The sequence below is a fragment of the Streptomyces sp. NPDC048481 genome (assembly GCF_043200075.1).
Lineage (GTDB): Bacteria > Actinomycetota > Actinomycetes > Streptomycetales > Streptomycetaceae > Streptomyces.
Map to the genome: position 1 here is coordinate 711,128 of NZ_JBICXC010000001.1, position 21,698 is coordinate 732,825.

The 21,698-nt window shown below is 70.2% G+C and carries 17 protein-coding genes; 9 read left to right on the forward strand and 8 right to left on the reverse strand.

All coding sequences use genetic code 11. The features are described 5' to 3' along the window. Positions 1-233: 233 nt before the first annotated feature. The 3 genes from ACGFSH_RS02940 (at position 234) to ACGFSH_RS02950 (ending at position 3,177) form a co-directional block, all read left to right on the forward strand. Positions 234-1,748, forward strand: coding sequence for an alpha-N-arabinofuranosidase (locus ACGFSH_RS02940; protein WP_393344330.1), 1,515 nt, complete (start codon positions 234-236; stop codon positions 1,746-1,748). 110 nt (positions 1,749-1,858) lie between these two features. Next, the gene (locus ACGFSH_RS02945) at positions 1,859-2,320 is read left to right on the forward strand and encodes an RrF2 family transcriptional regulator (protein WP_393344332.1); all 462 of its coding nucleotides are present in this window, start codon (positions 1,859-1,861) and stop codon (positions 2,318-2,320) included. 206 nt (positions 2,321-2,526) lie between these two features. Beyond that, positions 2,527-3,177, forward strand: coding sequence for a DUF4360 domain-containing protein (locus tag ACGFSH_RS02950; RefSeq protein ID WP_393344334.1), 651 nt, complete (start codon positions 2,527-2,529; stop codon positions 3,175-3,177). 180 nt (positions 3,178-3,357) lie between these two features. On the opposite strand, the gene ACGFSH_RS02955 is transcribed toward ACGFSH_RS02950, so the two are convergent. The 8 genes from ACGFSH_RS02955 to ACGFSH_RS02990 all read right to left on the reverse strand — a co-directional run bounded on the left by ACGFSH_RS02955 (position 3,358) and on the right by ACGFSH_RS02990 (position 13,823). After that, complete coding sequence (locus tag ACGFSH_RS02955) at positions 3,358-5,100, reverse strand: pyridoxal phosphate-dependent aminotransferase (RefSeq protein ID WP_393344336.1); 1,743 nt, start codon at positions 5,098-5,100, stop codon at positions 3,358-3,360. Positions 5,101-5,303: 203 nt separating this feature from the next. Further along, complete coding sequence (locus ACGFSH_RS02960; RefSeq protein WP_393345456.1) at positions 5,304-6,350, reverse strand: aldose epimerase family protein; 1,047 nt, start codon at positions 6,348-6,350, stop codon at positions 5,304-5,306. 145 nt (positions 6,351-6,495) lie between these two features. Next, on the reverse strand, positions 6,496-7,743 hold the full coding sequence (gene mmsB, locus ACGFSH_RS02965) for a multiple monosaccharide ABC transporter permease (protein WP_393344338.1): 1,248 nt from the start codon (positions 7,741-7,743) through the stop codon (positions 6,496-6,498). Further along, positions 7,740-9,290, reverse strand: coding sequence for a multiple monosaccharide ABC transporter ATP-binding protein (mmsA, locus tag ACGFSH_RS02970; RefSeq protein WP_393344340.1), 1,551 nt, complete (start codon positions 9,288-9,290; stop codon positions 7,740-7,742). Before mmsA ends, mmsB begins: the two co-directional genes overlap by 4 nt. A gap of 32 nt (positions 9,291-9,322) precedes the next feature. Next, positions 9,323-10,429 (reverse strand): multiple monosaccharide ABC transporter substrate-binding protein, encoded by a 1,107-nt coding sequence (chvE, locus tag ACGFSH_RS02975; RefSeq protein ID WP_393344342.1) that lies wholly within the window; start codon positions 10,427-10,429, stop codon positions 9,323-9,325. A 141-nt stretch (positions 10,430-10,570) separates the two neighbouring features. After that, entirely contained in the window at positions 10,571-11,542 is a 972-nt protein-coding gene (locus tag ACGFSH_RS02980) for a hypothetical protein (RefSeq protein WP_393344344.1), read from the reverse strand. A gap of 122 nt (positions 11,543-11,664) precedes the next feature. Beyond that, positions 11,665-12,669 carry a zinc-binding dehydrogenase gene (locus ACGFSH_RS02985; protein ID WP_393344346.1) on the reverse strand — a complete coding sequence of 335 codons (1,005 nt, stop codon included), beginning with the start codon at positions 12,667-12,669 and terminating at the stop codon, positions 11,665-11,667. Beyond that, positions 12,666-13,823: a mandelate racemase/muconate lactonizing enzyme family protein gene (locus tag ACGFSH_RS02990; RefSeq protein WP_393344348.1), complete on the reverse strand. Its 1,158-nt coding sequence runs from the start codon at positions 13,821-13,823 to the stop codon at positions 12,666-12,668. The genes ACGFSH_RS02985 and ACGFSH_RS02990 overlap by 4 nt, the downstream gene beginning before the upstream one ends. 255 nt (positions 13,824-14,078) lie before the next feature. Between ACGFSH_RS02990 and ACGFSH_RS02995 the strand changes: the two genes are divergently transcribed. From ACGFSH_RS02995 to yjfF, 6 genes are all read left to right on the forward strand, one after another. Further along, positions 14,079-15,017 carry a hypothetical protein gene (locus ACGFSH_RS02995; protein WP_393344350.1) on the forward strand — a complete coding sequence of 313 codons (939 nt, stop codon included), beginning with the start codon at positions 14,079-14,081 and terminating at the stop codon, positions 15,015-15,017. Positions 15,018-15,683: 666 nt separating this feature from the next. After that, positions 15,684-16,730, forward strand: coding sequence for a LacI family DNA-binding transcriptional regulator (locus tag ACGFSH_RS03000; RefSeq protein ID WP_393344352.1), 1,047 nt, complete (start codon positions 15,684-15,686; stop codon positions 16,728-16,730). 134 nt (positions 16,731-16,864) lie between these two features. Further along, complete coding sequence (locus ACGFSH_RS03005; protein WP_393344354.1) at positions 16,865-17,872, forward strand: ABC transporter substrate-binding protein; 1,008 nt, start codon at positions 16,865-16,867, stop codon at positions 17,870-17,872. Between the two features lie 96 nt (positions 17,873-17,968). Next, a complete protein-coding gene (locus tag ACGFSH_RS03010) occupies positions 17,969-19,507 on the forward strand; it encodes a sugar ABC transporter ATP-binding protein (protein WP_393344356.1) in 1,539 nt (512 codons plus the stop codon). Beyond that, positions 19,504-20,625: an ABC transporter permease gene (locus ACGFSH_RS03015; protein ID WP_393344358.1), complete on the forward strand. Its 1,122-nt coding sequence runs from the start codon at positions 19,504-19,506 to the stop codon at positions 20,623-20,625. Before ACGFSH_RS03010 ends, ACGFSH_RS03015 begins: the two co-directional genes overlap by 4 nt. Then, complete coding sequence (gene yjfF, locus ACGFSH_RS03020) at positions 20,625-21,656, forward strand: galactofuranose ABC transporter, permease protein YjfF (RefSeq protein ID WP_393344360.1); 1,032 nt, start codon at positions 20,625-20,627, stop codon at positions 21,654-21,656. Before ACGFSH_RS03015 ends, yjfF begins: the two co-directional genes overlap by 1 nt. Positions 21,657-21,698 lie beyond the last annotated feature (42 nt).

Sequence of the window (21,698 nt, forward strand, 5' to 3'; positions counted from 1 at the left end):
CAGCCCGTTCGAGCCTACGCGGCCGGTTGTGCTCACGTCACGGAAAAGGCGGTCGGGCGCGGTGCGGGAAAGCGCTGTCATGGATCGCGTCGAAACCATTGACGGACGCGGGCGCCGGATTTTACGGTCCCGTTCGAAGACGCGAGCATGATCCGGGATACCGAACCCCGCTCACGGGCCGGCAGGAGCACGGACAGCGGCGGGAGCGCGGCGACCAAGACCGAAAGGCCACGATGAGCACCGCTCGTTTCACCCTCGACCCCTCCTTCACCACGGGCGAGGTGAACCCCCGTCTCTTCGGCTCCTTCGTCGAACACCTCGGCCGCTGCGTCTACACGGGGGTCTTCGAGCCCGGCCACCCGGCGGCCGACGACGACGGCCTGCGCACGGACGTCCTGGACCTCGTCCGGGAACTCGGCGTCACGGCGGTGCGCTACCCGGGCGGCAACTTCGTGTCCGGCTACCGGTGGGAGGACTCCGTCGGTCCCGTGGCCGACCGGCCCCACCGCCTCGACCTGGCCTGGCACTCCACGGAGACGAACCGCTTCGGGCTCTCCGAGTTCATCGGCTTCCTCAGGAAGATCGGCCCGCAGGCCGAGCCCATGATGGCCGTCAACCTCGGCACGCGCGGCGTCGCCGAGGCCCTCGCGCTCCAGGAGTACGCCAACCACGCCGAGGGCACCGCCCTGTCCGACCTCCGCGTGAGCCACGGCGACAAGGACCCCTTCGGCATCCGGCTGTGGTGCCTGGGCAACGAGATGGACGGCCCCTGGCAGACCGGCCACAAGACGGCGCAGGAGTACGGCCGGCTCGCCGCCGAGACCGCCCGGGCCATGCGCCAGCTCGACCCCGGTGTGGAACTCGTCGTCTGCGGTTCCTCCAGCCAGTCCATGCCGACGTTCGCCGAGTGGGAGGCCACGGTCCTCCAGGAGACGTACGACCTCGTCGACCACATCTCGCTGCACGCCTACTACTGGCCCGAGGACGGCGACGTCGACTCCTTCCTCGCCTCCGCCGTCGACATGGAGTCCTTCATCGAGAACGTGGTGGCGACCGCCGACCACGTCGGCGCGCGGCTGAAGTCGAAGAAGCGGATCAGCCTCTCCTTCGACGAGTGGAACGTCTGGTACCTGCCCGAGTGGGAGGAGCACGCCAAGGGCATCGACCGCACCGACTGGCCGCAGGCCCCGCGGCTGCTGGAGGACTCCTACAGCGTCACCGACGCCGTCGTCTTCGGCTCCCTGATCATCGCGCTGCTGCGGCACGCCGACCGGGTCGCCGTGGCCTGCCTGGCCCAGCTCGTCAACGTCATCGCGCCGATCATGACCGAGCCCGGCGGCCCGGCCTGGCGGCAGACGACGTTCTTCCCCTTCGCCCAGGCCGCCCGCCACGGACGCGGCCGGGTCCTCGACGTCCGGGTCGACTCGCCGACCTACCGGACCCGCAAGTACGGCGACGCCGACCTGCTGCACGCGACCGCGGTCCGCGCCGAGGACGGGTCGGTCACCGTCTTCGCCGTCAACCGCGACCGCGCCGGGGCGCTTCCGCTGGAGATCCGTCTCAACGGCCTCGGCCTGACCTCGGTCGTGGAGCACAGCGTGCTCGCGGACGCCGACCCGGACGCCCGCAACACGCTCGCCGACCCCGAGCGGGTCGCCCCGCACGCGGCAGAGGGCACGACGCTGACGGACGGCACGCTGACGGCGACGCTGGAGCCCCTGTCCTGGAACGTGATCCGCCTGGCCTAGACCGTCCGTCTCCACGAAGGCCGGCGACCGCCGCTCGCCGGTCACCGGCCTCCGTGACCGACCGGCCTTCCCCGGCGGGGCCGCCCGCCGGCCGACCGCACAATGGGGGCATGAGGATCTCGGCGAGGGCGGACTACGCGGTGCGGGCGGTGCTGGAACTCGCCGTGCGGCGAGGCGGCGGCGACCCCGTGAAGGCGGAGTCGATCGCCGCCGAGCAGGACATCCCGCACAAGTTCCTGGAAGGCATCCTGGGCGATCTGCGGCGCGGCGGGATCGTCGACAGCCGGCGCGGCGGTGGTGGCGGTTACCGGTTGGCCCGCGACCCCGCGGCGATCACGGTCGCGGACGTGATCCGGGCGGTGGACGGCCCGATCGTCTCGGTGCGCGGCGAACGCCCGACGGGCCTGACGTACACGGGTTCGGCGCAGCCCCTGCTGCCGCTGTGGATCGCGCTGCGGGCCAACGTGCGCCGCATCCTGGAGGGCGTCACGATTGCGGACATCGCGGCGGATGCGCTGCCGGCCCCGGTGAAGGAGCTGTCGGAGGAGCCCGCGGCCTGGGAGAACCCGTGACGGTGGGGCGGGTGCGCCGGCGGGCGCGGATCCACCGGGTGTGAACCGGCCGGGGTGAATGGCCTGAGTTCCACCTGGGCGCGCCCCAGCGGTCTCCCTACGATGCGATCGCCCCGGTTCTTCACAGTAACTTCATTGATCCTTCACATGGTTGCCGTGCGGACCGGTCGCATCCACCCCCCACCGATCCCAATGAAGGGGAGACCATGGCCAGTGGGCTGCTCCTGGGCGGCGCTGTCGCCGCTCTCGTCACCGCCGCGATACCCGCGCACAACCCGTCCTCGGGGTTCGTCGACCCGCCCCCGGACAAGATCGTCATCAATGTGGCCACGGTGAACGGCTCGGGCTGCCGCCCGGGTTCGGCGGCGGTCGCCGTCTCCGAGGACAACACCGCCTTCACGGTGACCTACAGCGAGTACCTCGCGCAGGTCGGCGGCAACTCCGACCCGACCGCGTTCCGCAAGAACTGCCAGCTGAGCCTGATCGTGCACGTCCCCTCGGGCTTCACCTACGCCATCGCCAGCGCGGACTACCGCGGCTTCGCCTCGCTCCAGGCCGGGGCCAGCGGCGTGCAGCGGGCCTCCTACTACTTCCAGGGCTCGTCGCAGACGGTGTTCAAGAACCACACCTTCAACGGCGCGCTCAACGACAACTGGCAGGCGACGGACACCACCGACTGGGCGAACCTCGTCTACGCGCCCTGCGGGGTCCAGCGCAACTTCAACATCAACACCGAACTGCGCGTCAACGCGGGCTCGTCGTCCGCGTCCAAGGTCAGCTTCATGACGATGGACTCCACGGACGGCGACATCAGCACCGTCTACCACATGGCCTGGAAGGAGTGCCCGGGCAAGTAGGAAGCAAGCGGGCCGAGCAGGCGTACGCGGGCCGGGCCGGGGCCGCCCACTCCGTCATGAGCGGGCGGTTTCGGCGCACTGACGAGCCCTCAGATGCCTGACCGGGCGCACCGGTTCATTGAACCGCGCGCCCGCCGGGCGCATAAAGCCCGGCGGCCTGCCGTCCTGCCGCCCCGGACGCTAGCCCGCCTGGCCCATGCCCGCCGCGTTGGGCCAGCTCTGGGCGTTGGGCCAGCCGGTGGCGGGCGCCGGGGTGAGGCCGTTGGTGCCGCGGACCTGGGCCGCGGTGAGTCCGCCGCGGGCCGGGACGCCGGGCGGGGTCGGTCCCATCGGCGGGACCGGCGCGGGGGCCATGGGCGGAGCCATGGCCGGGGACATCGGGGGAGCCATGGCGGGTGTCATCGCCGCGGGCGACATGGCCGCCGGGGACATCGCCGCCGGCGCCATGGCCGCTGCCGGTGCCATCGGCGGGGCCGGGGCGGGGGCGGGCGTGGGCGTGGGGAACGGTGTGGGGGCGGGCGCCGGGGGCGGGGTGGGGGTCGGGGCGGGCGCGGACTGGGGGAAGATCTGGGCCGCCGCAGGCATCGGCATCCCGGCGCCGTCGGACGGCGCCGGCTGCGGCATCGCGGGGGCGGGCATCGCCGCGGCGACGGCCGCGGGCTGGGGGGCCGCGACCGGCCGTGGCTCCGCGGCCATGGCCTGGGCGGCCAGGCCCGGCGTGCCCGCGCCGTTGGTGACCAGCCGGTCCACGGCCGCCGTGCCCGAGCTGTAGCCGACTGCGGCGTTCAGCTCGGGCACGGCGGCTCCCCTCCTGGTCCCGTAGAGCACCTGCTCCAGGCCGGACACCAGGCGACGCACGTCGACCTGGGGGCGCACCACGAGTCTCAGGAAGCGGCTCGACGAACCGATCTTGTTGCCGCACTCGCGGACCAGGATGCGGTGCTCGGCGAGCAGCCGGTCGCGGACCACGGTGCCCTCGGCGCCGACGGGAAGGCGCACGAAGAGGAAGTTCCCCTGGGAGGGGTAGACGGTCAGCCCCGGCAGCGCGGAGAGCTGGCTCGCCATGTCGAGACGGTCCCGGCGCACCTGGAGCAGGCTCTGCGCGTACTCGGGACCGTGCTCCTTCAGCATGAACACCACGTACTCGGCGAAGGCGTTGAGGTTCCACTTCGGCAGCATCGAGCGGACCCGGCCGGCCAGCGACGGGTTGGCGACCATGTAGCCGAAGCGGATGCCGTGCAGGCCGAAGTTCTTGCCGAGGCTGCGCAGCACGATGACGTTGGGCCGGATCATCGCCTCCTGCACGACGCTGGGTTCCTGCTCGGCGTCCGCGAACTCCAGGAACGACTCGTCGATGATGATCAGGTCCAGGTCGGCCATCGCGTCCATGAACTGCACGAGCGCGTGCTTGTGAAGGAAGCCGCCGTCGGGGTTGTTCGGGTTGCAGATGACGGCGGCCCGGGTGCCCCGGGTGCGGATGAACTCGGCGTACTGGGCGAGGTCCAGGGCGAAGCCGCTGGACTCCTGGAGCGGGAACATGTCGACCCGCTTGCCGGTCTCCATCGGCTGGTCGGTCCAGCGGCCGAAGGTGGGCACCGGCACGGCGAGGGACTCGCGCACCAGCAGATGGTCGATCCAGGTGATCAGCTCGGTGGAGCCGTTGCCCATGGCCACCGCCTGCGGCGGGAGTTGGAGCAGGTTGCACAGTTCGGCGGTGATGGTGTCGGCGCTGCTCGGGTAGTACGTGATGATGTCGCGCAGCCGGGCGGCCATGGTGTCCATCATGGCCGGGGTGGGGAAGTACGGGTTGCACGGGATACAGAAGTCCACCGGGCCGACTCCCTCGCCGCCCTCGCGTGTCAGCGCCGCCATCGACGGGCTGTGCGCCGCGTTGCGGAACAACGAGGAGACGTTGTCGGCCATGGAACCTCCGTATGGGGCGGGCCCGGCGGGGACGACCGGGCCCGTCGTCACTGGGTGGCCCGCGCGGGGGAGCGCGGGCCGCTCTTACATACGGAGGTGTCGGGGAGGCTGTTCAACCGCTGAGGAATCGGTGAGAAATTGTGGTTTAACTGTGAAGAACCCTGGTCGGCCGCCGGAGGTGACGGGGCCGGCGGGGCCGTGGGTCAGACGCCGAACGAGTGGACGGTCGTCGTCCGGTACACCTCGCCCGGCCGCAGCACGGTGCTCGGGAACTCCGGCCGGTTCGGCGAGTCGGGGAAGTGCTGGGTCTCCAGGCAGAGCGCGTCGCCCTGGCGGTAGGTGCGCCCGCCGGAGCCGACGAGGCTGCCGTCGAGGAAGTTGCCCGAGTAGAACTGCAATCCCGGCTCGGTGGTCGCGATCGTCAGCGTGCGGCCGGAGGCGGGGTCGCGCAGCACGGCGACCGGCTCGGGCCGGGCCGTGCGGCCCTTGTCGAGGACGTAGTTGTGGTCGACGCCCTTGCTGGGCAGCAGCTGCCCGTGGGCGGCGCGCAGGTCCCGGCCGACCGGCTTGGCCGTGCGGAAGTCGAAGGGGGTGCCGGCGACGTCGGCGGGCTCGCCGGTGGGGATCAGCCCCGCGTCCACGGGGAGATAGCGGGAGGCGGCGATCTCCAGCTCGTGATCGTGCACCGGGCCGCTGCCCTCGCCGGCGAGGTTCCAGTAGACGTGACTGGTCAGGTTGACGACGGTGGCCCGGTCGGTGGTGGCCTCGTAGTCGATGCGCCAGTCCCCGTCGGCGGTGAGGGTGTACGTCACGTGCGCCCGGAGCGTGCCCGGGTAGCCCATGTCGCCGTCCGGGCTGGTCAGCCGCAGGCGCAGACCGACGTCCGGGCCCTCGGTGAACGGCTCGACGTCCCAGACGCGCCGGTCGAAGCCCTCGGTCCCGCCGTGCAGGCTGTGCGCCCCGTCGTTGAGGGGCAGCCGGTGGGCCTCGCCGTCCAGGGTGAAGCGGCCCTCGGCGATGCGGTTGCCGAACCGGCCGATCAGCGCCCCGAAGTACGGGCTGCCGGCGACGTAGTCCTCGACGGAGCCGAACCCGAGGGAGACGTTCGCGTACCGGCCGTGCCGGTCGGGGACCTCCAGGGACTGCACGATCCCGCCGTAGTCGAGCACCGTCAGCCGGGTTCCGCCGTTCTCCAGCGACCAGCTGGAGACCTCGGCGCCGTCGGCCAGCCTTCCGAAGTACGTCCTCACCGTTTTCACCGTCTCCACCGTCTTGCGCCCTCCATTGCCGTCCCGCTCGTCCCGCTCGTCGCGCCGGTCCAGGTCCCGGACGGGTCCGGGTCCGGCTCCCGCGAAACAGAGCGGGCCCCGCCTTCCGGCGGGGCCCGCTACCGGTTCAGGAACCGGACTTGCGCTTGTTCCAGACGTCGAACCCGACCGCGATCAGCAGGGCGAGGCCCTTGATGACCTGCTGCCAGTCGGTGCCGACGCTCAGGAGGTTCATGCCGTTGTTCAGCACACCGAGGACGAGACCGCCGATGATCGCGCCGAGCACGGTGCCGACGCCGCCGCTCATGGACGCGCCGCCGATGAACGACGAGGCGATCGCCTCCAGTTCGAAGCTCAGACCGGCCTTCGGCGAGGCCGCGTTCAGCCGGGCGGCGACCACCAGACCGGCCAGGGCCGCGAGCACGCCCATGTTCAGGAAGACGAAGAAGGTGACCTTCTTGTCCTTGACCCCGGAGAGCTTGGCCGCCGGCAGGTTGCCGCCGATGGCGTAGATGTGCCGGCCGAAGACGGCGTTGCGCATGATGTAGCCGTAGCCCACGACCAGCACCCCGAGGATGATCAGGATGATCGGCGCGCCCTTGTAGCTGGCGAGCAGCATCGTGACCGTGAGGATCGCGGCGGCGATGGCGACGAGCTTGAGCAGGAAGAGGTTGATCGGCACCACGTCGAGCGAGAACTCCTGCTGACGCTTGCGGTCGCGGACCTCCTGGAGGACCACGAAGGCGAGCAGGGCGAAGCCCAGCAGCAGCGTGATGTTGTGGTAGTTGGTGTCCGGGCCGACCGCCGGCAGGAAGCCGTTGCCCATCTTCTGAAGGCCCTCGGGGAACGGGCCGAGCGTCTGGCCCTCCAGCAGGATCTCCGTCAGACCGCGGAAGAGCAGCATGCCCGCGAGGGTGACGATGAAGGAGGGTATGCCGAGATAGGCGATCAGGAAGCCCTGCACCGCGCCGGCCACCGCGCCCACCACCAGGCACAGCACCAGCGCGACGGGCCACGCCACGTCGTGCTGCACCGTGAGGACGGCGGCGAAGGCGCCCACGAAGGCCGTCACCGAACCGACCGACAGGTCGATGTGGCCCGCGATGATCACCAGCATCATGCCGATCGCGAGGATCAGGATGTAGCTGTTCTGAAGGACCAGGTTGGAGACGTTGCGGGGAAGCAGCAGGTCACCGCCGGTCCACACCTGGAACAGGATCACGAGCAGGCCGAGCGCGATCAGCATGCCGTACTGGCGCATGTTGCGGCGCAGGCCGTCCAGCACCAGTTGCAGCAGCCCGCCGCCGGAGGCGGAGCCCCCGCTCTTCCCGGGCGGCGCGGCCGCCGGGCTCTTGTCCGTCACGTCCGTGCTCATCGCGATACCTCTTTGTCCTTCGTCATCTGGCGCATCAGCACTTCCTGCGTGGCCTCGGCCCGCGGGAACTCGCCCGTGAGCCGTCCGGCGGCCATCGTGTAGATGCGGTCGCACATGCCGAGCAGTTCGGGCAGCTCGGAGGAGATGAAGACGACCGCCTTGCCCTGGGCGGCCAGCTGGTCGATGACCGTGTAGATCTCGAACTTGGCGCCGACGTCGATACCGCGCGTGGGCTCGTCCAGGATCAGCACGTCGGGACCCGCGAAGATCCACTTGCTGAGGACGACCTTCTGCTGGTTGCCGCCGGACAGCTTGCCCACCGGCTCGAAGACGGTCGGGGCCTTGATGTTCATGGACTTGCGGTAGCCCTCGGAGACCTGCCGCTCCTCGTGCTCGTCGACCACGCCCCGCTTGGCGACCTTGTTCAGGGCCGTCAGCGAGATGTTGCGGTTGATGGTGTCGATGAGGTTGAGGCCGTAGTGCTTGCGGTCCTCGGTGACGTAGGCGATCCCGTGCCCGATCGCCTCGGCGACCGTCCTGGTGCGGATCTCCTCGCCGTCCTTGAGGACCGTGCCGCCCGCGTGCCGGCCGTAGCTGCGCCCGAAGACGCTCATGGCCAGCTCGGTGCGGCCCGCGCCCATGAGTCCCGCGATGCCGACGATCTCCCCGCGGCGCACCTGGATCGACACGTCGTCGACCACCTTGCGCTGCTGGTCGATCGGGTGGTGCACGGTCCAGTCCCGGATCTCCAGGGCCGGGGCCGCGCCCGCCTCCGGCTCGTGCGGGGTGCGCTCGGGGAAGCGGTGGTCGAGGTCGCGGCCGACCATGCCGCTGATGATCCGGTCCTCGGTCGTCTCCGCCGACTTCACGTCGAGCGTCTCGATGGAGTGCCCGTCGCGGATGATCGTCACCGAGTCCGCGACCTTGCGGATCTCGTTGAGCTTGTGGGAGATGATGATCGAGGTGATGCCCTGCTTCTTCAACTCCAGGATGAGATCCAGGAGTTTGCCGCTGTCCTCGTCGTTCAGGGCCGCCGTCGGCTCATCGAGGATGAGCAGCTTGACCTTCTTCGACAGCGCCTTGGCGATCTCCACGAGCTGCTGCTTGCCCACGCCGATGTCGGCGACGCGGGTCTCCGGGTGGTCGTCGAGACCGACCCGGCGCAGCAGCTCCGTGGCGTGCCGCAGGGTCTCCCGCCAGTCGATGAACCCGCTCTTGGCGTGTTCGTTGCCGAGGAAGATGTTCTCCGCCAGTGAGAGGTACGGCGACAGCGCCAGCTCCTGGTGGATGATGACGATGCCGTGCTGCTCGCTCGCCCGGATGTCCTTGAACTGGACGATCTCTCCCTCGAAGAGGATGTCGCCCTCGTAGCTGCCGTGGGGATGGACGCCGGAGAGCACCTTCATCAAGGTGGACTTCCCGGCGCCGTTCTCACCGCAGATGGCATGGACCTCGCCCTGACGGACAGTCAGTGTGACGTCCGACAGCGCTTTGACGCCGGGAAAGGTCTTGACGATCGAGCGCATTTCCAGGACGGGTCCCGCCATGGTCGTGCCTTCCAATCCGTAAGGTTCGACGCTTACTTGAGCTGGTCCGCCGTGTAGTAGCCGCCCTGCACGAGCTCCTTCTCGTAGTTCGTCTTGTCGACGCTCACCGGCTGGAGCAGGTAGGCGGGGACGACCTTGGTGCCGTTGTCGTACGACTTGGTGTCGTTGATCTCGGGCTTCTTGCCGTTCAGGGTGGCGTCGACCATGTCCGTGGCGACCTGGGCGAGCTTGCGCAGGTCCTTGTAGACCGTCATCGACTGCTGGCCGGCGATGATCGACTTCACGGAGGCCAGTTCGGCGTCCTGGCCGCTGATGACCGGCAGGGGCTTGGCGGCGGAGCCGTAGCCGTCGGACTTCAGCGCGGCGATGATGCCGATGGAGATGCCGTCGTAGGGCGAGAGGACGGCGTCGACCCGGCCGCTCTTGTACGACGAGGTGAGGATGTCCTCCATGCGCTTCTGGGCGGTGGCGCCGTCCCAGCGCAGGGTGGTGACCTGGTTCATCTTGGTCTGGCCGGACTTGACGACGAGCTTCTTGCTGTCGATGTACGGCTGGAGCACGCTCATCGCGCCGTTGAAGAAGTACTTGGTGTTGTTGTCGTCGTTGGAGCCGGCGAACAGCTCGATGTTGAACGGGCCCTTGCCGGACGCCAGGCCCAGCTTGTCGACGATGTAGCCGGCCTGGAGCTTGCCGACCTTCTCGTTGTCGAAGGACGCGTAGTAGTCGACGTTCTTCGTGCCGAGGATCAGGCGGTCGTAGGAGATGACCGGGATCTTCGCGTCGGCGGCCTGCTGGAGCACGCTGTTCAGCGACTTGTTGTCGATGGCCGCGACGATCAGCGCCTTGACGCCCTGGGTGATCAGGTTCTCGATCTGCGAGACCTGCTGCTCGGGGTCGTCCTCGCCGAAGACCAGCTTGGTCTTGTAGCCCTTGGCCTTGAGGTCCTTCTCGACGTTCGCGCCGTCGGTGATCCAGCGCTCGGAGGACTTGGTCGGCATCGCGATGCCGATGGTCCCGCCCTTGGCGTCGCCCTTGTCCTCCTTGCTGCCGCCCTCACCGGACTGCCCGCAGGCGGTCAGGGTCAGGGCGAGGGACGCGGCTCCGGCTATGGCGGCGAGGGCGGCTCTGCGGTTACGCATGATCATCATCCTTGATGTGTGTGCAGTGCTCGGTCTCGCGCTGCGAAGGAGCTTCCGGAGCGAGCGCCGGAAAGACCGAGAAGCGATGTGTGGGATTCTGCGCGCCTGTGTCGGCTTCTGTGAAGCGAGGTTTCCGGAACGTTATGACGACACGTCGAACCTGTTCAGTTCGCCGGGCAGTCGCGAGCCGAGCGGAGCCATGTCGCCGTCGGCTCCGTGGCGCGCGAGCAGGTCCAGGGCGAGCCGTCCGCGGCGCACGCGCTCGCGTGCGGTGGAGAGCGCGAGATCGCGCATGTGGTGCCCGTAGGGGTAGATCCCCGGCGCCTTGGACAGGCCGAACTTCAGGTACAGCGGTGCGCCGCGCCGGATCAGCTCGGCGACCTCGTACATGCGGATGTAGCCGCCGAGATCGTCGGGGGCCTCGATGTACATGTCCATCGGAGCGGCCGACACCCGCCGGATCTCAGTGAGGTGATCGAGCGTCAGGTCGCTGGGCACGTTGACCGAGTCCGCGCCGAGCCGTTCGTGGACCGCGTACGCGGCCGGGTTCACGGGGCCGATGAGCGCGGACACCTTCAGCGTGGTGTCGGCCGGGATGAGGCCGGCGCTCCGCGCCCGGTGCAGCGTCCACAGCACGCCCTCGTCGGCGACGAGCAGGCACTTCACGCCCAGCTCCGTCGCCCGCACCGCGTCCTCGACGCATCCGGCGACGGCGTCGTGACCGCGGGCGCGCAGTCCGCCGCCCCGGGAGTCGGTGCGGGTCGAGCCGCCGATGTCCCAGGTGCCGCGCGGGCCGGTGAACAGGCACAGCTCGATGTCGCGCTCACCGGTGGCGTCGACCATCTCGATGATCTCGGCGTCGGTCAGCATCCACACGCCGCTGCCCTGGCTGATGCGGTGGATCGGCACGTCGAGGCGCGAGGCCTCCTTGAGGATGACCGCCAGCGCCTCGGGACCCTCGCACGAAGGGACCTCGGTGCGCCAGCGGCCGCCGCCCGGGAACTCATGGGGAGAGGCGTCGTCGGGATCGAGGGCGGGCGCGCCCAGGCCGAGAGCGGTGAGCGCCTGCTCACCGGGTCGGCGGGCTGCCGGGGTGGAAGCGTCGGTGGTCACATGCCGTCCTTCGTGTTCGATATTTCGGTCAGGGTTCGCGGCTCAGGTCGTACAGGGCTTGGGTGTACGCCGGCACGGGGACCGTCAGGTCGTCCCCGCGCCGGCGTACGGCTCGTCGGGGCCTACGGCCTGAGCAGCACCTTGCCCACCTTCGGATCGCCGGACCCCACCAGTTCGATGGCCTCGGAGAAGTCGGCCAGCGCAAGCTCGTGCGTGACCAGCGGCAGCGGATCCAGCAGTCCCGCCCCGAACACCCGGACGGTGTGCGACCAGGCGTCCGGCGGCGCCCCGAAGACGCTGCGCACGTCCAGCTGCCGCACGACGAGGTCCGTCGGGTCGAGACCGGCGGCGCCGGGCGCCGGGATGCCGGTCAGCACCAGCCGGCCGCCGCGCCTGAGCAGCGACGCGGCGGTCCGCGCGGCGGACGCGGACCCGGCCGTCTCGATGACGACGTCGAAGTCGTCCGGGAGCGCCTGTTCGCTGGTGCGGAAGCCGGTGGCGCCGAACTGCGCGGCCAGCTCCTCCCGGTCCCGGCGCGTGCCCACCACCAGCAGCTCGGCGGGCGAGCCGGCCTTCAGGAACTGCACGGCGAACATGCCCAGCGTCCCCGTGCCGACGACGGCCGCCTTCTCGCCCGGCAGGACGTGAGCCTTGAGGGCGGCGGCCGCGATGCAGGCGGCGGGCTCCAGCAGGGCGGCGGCCGTGAGGTCCGCGTCGTCGGGGAGCATGTGCAGCAGCCGGGCCGGGAGGGTGAGGGTGGCGGCCATCGCGCCCGGCTGGGTGAAGCCGGTCTCCTCGTACCCTTCCGTGCACAGCGTCGTCTCGCCCGCGTGGCAGCGGTCGCAGACCTGGCAGTTGCGGAAGCCCTCGCCCACCACCTTGCGGCCGACGAGCGACGCGGGAACCCCGGCGCCGACCGCCTCCACCGTCCCGGACCACTCGTGGCCGGGGGTCACCGGGTAACGGACGTACCCCTCGGGCCGGTTGCCCTGGTACACCTCGCGGTCGCTGCCGCAGATGCCCGTGGCGTGAACACGTACCAGCGCCTCGCCGGCCTCCGGCCGACGCGGTTCGTGCGAGACGAGCCGGTGCTTGCCCGGCCCGTCGACGACGACAGCGCTGCTCACTTGCTGCCCTTGGGCTTGCGCTGCTCCCAGCCCTCGGCCCACAGGTCGAAACGGGCCTGCTGCTGCGGGAACTCGGCGGCCGCGTCCACGTCCAGCTCGACGCCGAGGCCGGGCTTGTCGGAGAGGTGGAAGTAGCCGTCGATCACTTCGGGCGCGCCCGTGACGACCTTCTTGATGTCCGCGTCCGCGAAGTCGTTGAAGTGCTCGAGGATCTTGAAGTTCGGGGCGGTGAAGCCGACCTGGAGCGAGGCTGCGGTCAGGACCGGGCCGCCGACGTTGTGCGGGGCCACGAGCATGTAGTGGGTCTCGGCGGTCGCGGCCAGCTTGCGCGTCTCCCAGATGCCGCCGATGTGGCCGACGTCCGGCTGGATGATGTCGACGGCCTGGCTCTCGAAGAGCTCGCGGAACTCGATGCGGTCGTGGATGCGCTCACCGGTGGCGACCGGGATGTCGACCTTGGCGGCGACCTTCTCCAGGGCCTTCAGGTTCTCCGGCGGGCACGGCTCCTCCAGCCACGCGGGCTTGAAGGGCGCCAGCTCGTTGGCCAGCCGCACGGCGGTGGCGGGGGAGAAGCGGCCGTGCATCTCCAGCATCAGCTCGGCGTCCGGCCCGATGGCGTCGCGCACCGCCTCGATGAGGGAGACGGCGTACAGGGACTGCTGGTGGTCCAGCTCGAAGTGACCGGTGCCGAAGGGGTCGATCTTGAGGGCCTTGTAGCCGCGCTCCATGACGCCCTTGGCGGCCTTGTGGTAGGCCTCCGGGGTCCGCTCGGTGGTGTACCACCCGTTGGCGTAGGCCTTGACCTTGTCCGTGACCTTGCCGCCGAGCAGCTGCCAGACCGGCACGCCGAGCGCCTTGCCCTTGATGTCCCAGCAGGCCATCTCGACGACGGCGATGCCCGACATCACGATCTCGCCCGCGCGCCCGTAGTCGCCGTACTTCATCCGGCGGGCGAGGTCCTCGACAGCGAAGGGGTCGGACCCGAGAATGTGATTGGTCTCGGCCTCCTTCAGGTACCCGAGCAGCGCGTCGGTGTGACCCAGCATGCGGGTCTCCCCGACACCCGTGATGCCCTCGTCGGTGTGCACCAGGACGTAGGTCAGGTTCCGCCACGGCGTCCCGACGACGTGCGTGCTGATTCCGGTGATGCGCACGGAAGTTACCCTTCGGCTGTTCGAGATTTCGTCACACGTTCGAAATGCTGACCAGACAGTAAAGACGGCGTGAGTGGAGTGTCAATGGGTCGAACAGGTAACGGTTTCGATAGTTTCGCCGACGCTTTCGACTTTTGAGGCGACGCCATGTGGGGCAGGTCACTCGATCCGACGCGCCGTATGGCCGGTTTCCCACACAACTTTCACAGGTCCGGCCGGAAACGTGATCGTCCGGGAACTTAGTCTCTCCGCGTCATGGACTACTGCCACCCGTGCCGACGGCACCTCAACGGCGCCCTCGCCTGCCCGGGATGCGGCGCGCCCGCCGAGCAGCTACGCGCGTATCAGCCGAGCACGTACGAGCCGGAGCCGCAGCCGTACGGCCGGCAGCCCTACGACCCGCAGCCGTACGCGCCCGGACCGTACGCGCCGGAACAGGACGCGTACGGTCCCGGCGAGCCGGCGGCCGGACGCGACACCCGTGACGCCCCCGCCGGACACCACGGCCACGACGACGGCGACGTCCGTCCCGACGACGGCGGTCACGACGACGGCGAGGTCATCGGCGGGGACGCCGACGCAAGCGAGGGCGACGAGCCGCGGGGCCGGGCCGCACGCCGTCGCGACCGTGGGCACGACGGGGGACGGGGGCCCGGCGGGGCCCCTGCCGCGCCGGACGCGAGCCGGCGCGACCGCAAGGCCTCCGCGCACCGTCGCCGCCGTAAGCGCGTGGTGCTGATCGGCGTCGGCTTCGCCCTGGCGGCGGGCGGCCTCAGCCTCGCCGAACTCGGCATCGACGCACCGGGGTTCTCCTCGCCGGCCAACCCGGCGGCGGCCGGGGGCGAGTCCACCGAGCTGGACGGTTCGACGCCCGAGCCCAGCGTGTCCGCGCAGCCGCTGGACGACCGGACGGCCCCCGGCTCCGCCAGTCCCTCGCCCTCTGCCGACGCCTCCGCCTCGCCGTCGGCGTCCGCGTCGCCCTCCGCGACGGACGGGACGGCCGGTCCGGAGCCCGACAAGCAGGCTCAGTCGGGCCAGGTCCCCGGTTCCTCCGGGCCGGGCTCCGGTGCGGCGGACCCGTCGGACGGGGCCGGCCACGGCTCCAGCCCCACCCCCCGGCCGACGGCGACGGACGCCTCCCCGCAGCCCTCCCCGTCGCAGACCTGCACCCGCTTCCTGTGGTGGTGCTCGTAGGGCGACAGGCCTGTCGGCCCGTGCGTCCATGGGCCTGTCGGTCCGCGGGTCCCTGCGCCCGTCGCGGGGGGCCGGGGCGCCTCGCGTGAGAGGGCGACCGTCCGGCGTCCTCGCGTGGACGGTTCGTCCAATCCGGTGTGCCCGCCGTCCCGTTGGCCGGATCGCGGGTCTTCGCATGTCCGGATCCGGTGTCGCGACGGGCGTGGACGCGTGGATGCCGGCCCGTGTGGACGGTTCGTCCAGCGCGATGTGATCGCCGTCCCGGCGGCCGGACCCTGCCCCGGCCGTGCGCGGAACACGCGCTCCGGCGGGTGGGCGGGCCGTCGCCGGCGCGCTGGGCGGAGCCGCCGGTATAGACCTCTCTCATGGCTCTGGCCTGGGGTTATGCCTGCGCGCGCTACGGCACGTTATGGAACCGTGACGACGTATGGCTGCAACCCTCTTGACCGCCGTGAATTGTTAGCGCTCACAATGACCTCCGCATTCACCAGTCACGGCCCACCGCCGACGGGGAGGAGAGAGCGTCGTGCCGACATCACGCCGACTCGCCTTTTCCGCCGGTGCCGTTGGGCTCGCCGGGATCCCGGAGTGACGTCCGCGGCGCGGAACCGTCCGCCCGCAGCGCAGGCCATGTCGACGAACGAGAGCCGAGAAGGAGGGGCGCCCGTGGCACACACCAGGCTTCGGCCGCCCACCATGGCCGACGTGGCGCGCCGGGCCGGCGTGTCCCACCAGACCGTGTCCCGTGTGCTGGGGGACCACCCCAACGTGCGGGAGACGACCCGGGCCCGTGTGCTGCGTGCGATCGAGGAGATGGGCTATCGCCGCAACTTCTCCGCACGGGCGCTGGCGACCCGGCGGACCCGGACGCTGGGCGTGGTCGCCTCCGACACGACCCTGCACGGGCCGGCCAGCACGCTGTTCGCGCTGGAGGAGGCGGCACGGGCCGAGGGCTACCTCGTCTCGACGGTCAGTCTGCGCCGACTGACCATGGACAGCCTCACCGAGGCCCTGGACCACCTCGGCGACGGCGGGGTCGAGGGCGTGGTCGCCATCGCTCCGCAGCGCTCGGCGGTGGACGCCCTCTCCGAACTACGTCACCCGTTCCCCGTGGTGGTCGTGGGCGGCGGACCCGGTGCGGACATCGCCGGGGTCTGCGTGGACCAGCATCTCGGGGCGCGGCTGGCCACCGGGCATCTGCTGGCCGCCGGCCACCGCACGGTCTGGCATCTCGCCGGGCCCGAGGAGTGGCAGGAGGCGGCCGACCGGGCCGCCGGCTGGCGCGACACCCTCGAATCCGCGGGCGTCGAGCCGCCCATGATGCTGCGCGGCGACTGGAGTCCGCTCTCGGGCTACCGTGCGGGCCAGGAACTGGCCGGCTGGGTGGGCCGCGGGCTGACCGCGGTCTTCGTCGCCAACGACCAGATGGCGCTGGGGGTGTTGCGGGCCCTGCGCGAGGCGGGGGTGCGCACTCCCCAGGACGTGGCGGTGGTCGGCTTCGACGACATCCCCGAGGCCGAGTTCTTCGCCCCGCCGCTGACCACCGTCCGGCAGGACTTCTCGGCGGTGGGCAGGCAGGGCATCGCGCTCCTGCTGGACCTGATCGAGGGCCGGCCGCCCGCCACCGCCCCGAGGGTGGCGATCGAGCCCCAGCTCGTCGTCCGTGCCAGCACCTTCCCCTACGCCGCCCAGCCGGACGGCACGCCCCACTGACGAATCCCCCGGCCGGACCGCTCCGGCAGTCTGACCGAAATCCCGAACAATGATCGACAGGCTGGACGCAGTACAGCCGGTCCCTCAAGTACCAGCAGGTCCGTCCCCGGGCCGGCTCTTCAAAGGAGAAGAACATGCTCAGCAGAAGGAACTTCCTCACCGTGGCGGTCGGCGTGGCGGCGGCGGGCGGCCTGACGGCCTGCGCCAAGAAGGACGACGACTCCTCCGGCTCCTCCTCCTCGGGCGGCAGCAAGACGATCAGCCTCGGCTTCTCCCAGGTCGGCTCGGAGAGCGGCTGGCGCAGCGCCAACACCACCTCGGTGAAGGAGGCGGCCAAGGAGGCGGGCTACAACCTCAAGTTCTCCGACGCGCAGCAGAAGCAGGAGAACCAGATCTCCGCGATCCGCAGCTACATCGCGCAGAAGGTCGACGTCATCGCCTTCTCGCCGGTCGTCGTCACCGGCTGGGACGCGGTCCTCAAGGAGGCCAAGGCCGCGAAGATCCCGGTCGTCCTCACCGACCGCTCGGTGGAGACGTCCGACGACTCCCTCTACGTCACGCTGGTCGGCTCCGACTTCACGGACGAGGGCCGCCGCGCCGGCAAGATCCTGGAGAAGGTCCTGGAGAAGGCCGGTCACAAGGGCCCGGTGAAGATCGCCCAGCTGGAGGGCACCACCGGCGCCGCCCCGGCGATCGAGCGCGCCAAGGGCTTCAAGGAGGTCATGGACGCCGACCACAAGGACGACTGGAAGATCGTCGTCAGCCAGACCGGTGACTTCACCCGCGCCGGCGGCAAGCAGGTCATGGCGGCCTTCCTCCAGTCCAACCCGGACGTCAACGTCCTGTTCGCGCACAACGACGACATGGCCATCGGCGCCATCCAGTCCATCGAGGCGGCGGGCAAGAAGCCCGGCAAGGACATCCTGATCGTCTCGATCGACGGCGTGAAGGACGGCTTCGTGGCCATGTCCGAGGGCAAGATCAACGCCATCGTCGAGTGCAACCCCCTCCTCGGCCCCCAGCTGATGGACACCGTGAAGAAGGTCAAGAACGGCGAGAAGGTCGAGCGCTGGATCAAGACCAAGGAGGGCGACTTCATGCAGGACCAGGCCAAGGCCGCGCTCCCGAGCCGCAAGTACTGACCGACGCACCCACCGGCGGGGAGCCCGCGGCCGACCGAGCGCCATCGGTCCCGGGGCTCCCTGCGGGCCTGAACCAATCTCATGAGGAGCGCTGCCATGGCAGAGCCGCGGCCCGTCCTGGAAATGGCGGGCATAGTCAAGGAGTTTCCGGGGGTACGGGCTCTGTCGGGCGTCGACTTCCGGCTCTTCCCCGGCGAGATCCACGCCCTGATGGGCGAGAACGGGGCGGGCAAGTCCACGCTCATCAAGGTGCTCACCGGCGTCTACTCCCTGGACGGCGGCACGATCACCCTGGACGGCGAGTCCGTGCGGATCGCCAGCCCGTTGCAGGCCCAGCAGGCCGGCATCAGCACGGTCTACCAGGAGGTCAACCTCTGCCCGAACCTGTCGGTGGCGGAGAACATCTTCATCGGCCGTGAACCGACCCGCATGGGCCGCATCCAGTGGAAGCGGCTGCGCCGCGAGGCCGCCGAGCTGGTGGACCGGCTCGGGCTGGACATCGACGTCAGCGCCCCCCTGTCCTCGTACCCGCTGGCCGTGCAGCAACTGGTCGCCATCGTGCGGTCGTTGAACACCGGCGACACGGGCGGCGAGGGGCCGGGCACCAAGGTGCTCGTCCTCGACGAGCCGACCTCCAGCCTCGACCGCGACGAGGTGCTCCAGCTCTTCGCCCTGATGCGGCGGCTGAAGGACGAAGGCGTCGCGATCCTGTTCGTCTCGCACTTCCTCGACCAGATCTACGAGGTCTGCGACCGGATGACCGTGCTGCGCAACGGCACGCTGGTCGGCGAGCACATGGTCGCCGACCTCGACCAGGTCGGCCTCGTCCAGCTCATGCTCGGCAAGGCCATGGGCCAGCTCGACGAACTCCACGAGCACCAGCTGCGCTCCGACGCCGGCGACACCCTCGTGCACGCCGAGGGCCTCGGCAGGACCGGCGGCATCGAGCCGTTCGACCTGAAGATCAGGACGGGCGAGGTGATCGGGCTCGCCGGCCTGCTCGGATCGGGCCGCACCGAACTCGCCCGGCTGCTCTTCGGCGCCGACCAGCCGGACACCGGCAAGGTCACGATCGGCGGCCGGCAGGTCTCGATGAGCGCCCCCAACGACGCCATCGGCGCGGGGGTCGCGTTCTGCTCCGAGAACCGCAAGAGCGAGGGCCTGGTGCCCGACCTGACGGTGCGCGAGAACATCATCCTGGCCCTCCAGGCCTCGCGCGGCTGGACCCGGCCCATCCCGGCCGCCCAGCGCGACGAACTCGTCGCCAAGTACATCAAGGCGCTCGACATCCGCCCCGCCAACCCCGAGGCGCGGGTCGGCCAGCTCAGCGGCGGCAACCAGCAGAAGGTGCTGTTGGCCCGCTGGCTGATCACCCAGCCCAAGCTGCTGATCCTCGACGAGCCGACCCGCGGCATCGACATCGGCGCCAAGGCGGAGATCCAGAAGCTCGTCGTCTCCCTCTCCGAGGAGGGCATGTCCGTGCTGTACATCGCGGCCGAGCTGGAGGAGGTGCTCCGGCTCAGCCACACCATCGGAGTGCTGCGCGACCGCCGGCTGGTGGCGCAGATCGCCAACGGGCCCGAGATCACCACGAGCCGGATCCTGGAGACCATCGCGAGCGGAGAGCACCAGTGACCACGTCCTCGACCACCTCTTCCCGGTGGCGGGCGCTGACCCGCCACCACCTGTTCTGGCCGGTGGCGGTGCTCGTGCTCCTGCTGCTCGTCAACGTCCCCTTCACCCCGGACTTCTTCTCCGTCCGGATGGCCGACGGCCACCTCTACGGCAGCCTCGTCTCGATCGTGCTGTTCGGCTCGCCGCTCATCCTGGTGGCGGTCGGCATGACCCTGGTCATCGCGACCGGCGGCATCGACCTCTCCGTGGGCGCGGTGGTCGCCATCACCGGCGCGCTGGCCTGCTCGTACATCAGCGACCAGCACGACCAGGGCGCGCTGTCCGGGGTGCTGCTCGCGATGGGCCTCGGCCTGCTGGCCGCGGTCGTCTGCGGACTGTGGAACGGCTTCCTGGTGGCCCGGATGGGCATCCAGCCGATCATCGCGACCCTGATCATCATGGTCGCCGGGCGCGGCGTCGCCCAGCTGATCACCGACGGCCAGATCATCACCATCAACAGTGAGCCGTACAAGCTGATCGGCGGCGGCTACTGGCTGACCCTGCCGTTCTCCATCTTCGTGGTGGCCGTCGTGGTCGCCGTCACCGTGGCGCTGACCCGGCGCACGGCCCTCGGCCTGCTGGTCGAGGCGGTCGGCGGCAACGCCGAGGCCAGCCGCCTGGTCGGCATCAGGTCCCGGCGCATCAAGATCATGGTCTACATGTTCTGCGCGCTGTGCGCGGGCATCGCCGGACTGATGATCAGCTCCAACACCTCGGCCGCCGACGGCAACAACGCCGGCCTGTGGATCGAACTGGACGCGATCCTCGCCGTGGTGATCGGCGGCACCTCGCTGCTGGGCGGCCGCTTCTCCATCGGCGGCACGGTGGTGGGCGCCCTCGTCATCCAGACCCTGACCACCACGATCTACACCATCGGCGTGCCCACCCAGACCAACCTGGTCTTCAAGGCCGCCGTCGTCATCGTCGTCTGCCTGCTCCAGTCCCCGAAGTTCCGCGCCAAGGTCTTCGGCGCGAAGTTCGCCGCCCGGTTCGCGGCGAAGGGCGGCGCCAAGCCGGCCGCGGCCGCCGCCGACCCCGCCGCGGCGACCGAGGCCGCCCCCAAGATGGAGGTGTCGTGATGAGCGCGACCACCCAGAGCCCCACGGCCTCCGACAGCCGTACCGCCACGCCCCCGTCCCGGGCCGCCCGGCTGCTCGGCGACCGGCGGCTGCCCGTCGCCGTGACGGCCCTGCTCTTCCTGCTGATGTACGGCGGCGGCCTGGCCCGGTACCAGTACTACGGGTTCGGTGAACCGCAGGTCTTCCTGAACCTGTTCATCGACAACGGCTATCTGCTGGTCGCCGCCGTCGGCGTCACCTTCGTCATCCTGTCGGGCGGCATCGACCTCTCCGTCGGCTCGATGATCGGCTTCACGACGATGTTCACGGCCTGGCTGGTGGAGCGCCAGGGCCTGCCCCTGCTCGTCGTGGTCCCCATGGCGCTGGCCGTGGGCGCCTTCGGCGGCTTCCTCATGGGCTACGTGATCCACAACTTCGAGATCCAGCCGTTCATCGTGACCCTCGCGGGCCTCTTCCTCTTCCGCGGTCTGTGCCTGGTCATCTCCAAGGAGTCGATCTCCATCGGCGACTCCACGGTCAGCAGCCTGGCCCAGGCGCAGGCCTCACTGGGGGTGGGGTTCCTGTCGATCGGCGCGATCGTCTCCCTCGTCGTCCTCGCCGTGGCGTTCTACGTCCTGCACTACACGCGCTTCGGACGCCGGGTCTACGCCATCGGCGGCAACGAGAACTCGGCCATGCTGATGGGACTGCCGCAGGGCGGCACCAAGATCGCCGTGTACACGGTGAGCGGGTTCTGCTCGGCGCTCGCGGGGCTCCTCTTCACGCTCTACATCCAGTCCGGCGACCCGCTGCACGCCACCGGCATGGAACTGGACGCGATCGCCGCGGTCGTCATCGGCGGCACCCTGCTGACGGGCGGCTCCGGCTACGTCCTGGGCACCCTGTTCGGCGTCCTCGTCCTCGGCCTGATCAAGAGCATCATCCAGTTCGAGGGAACGCTCAGCTCCTGGTGGACGAAGATCGCCACCGGTGTGCTGCTGTGCGCGTTCATCCTGGTCCAGCGCTTCATGACGACCCGCAAGAAGACCTGAGCCGCACACCGCGTCAGCGCGTCGGCAGCCGGCGTCCGTCTT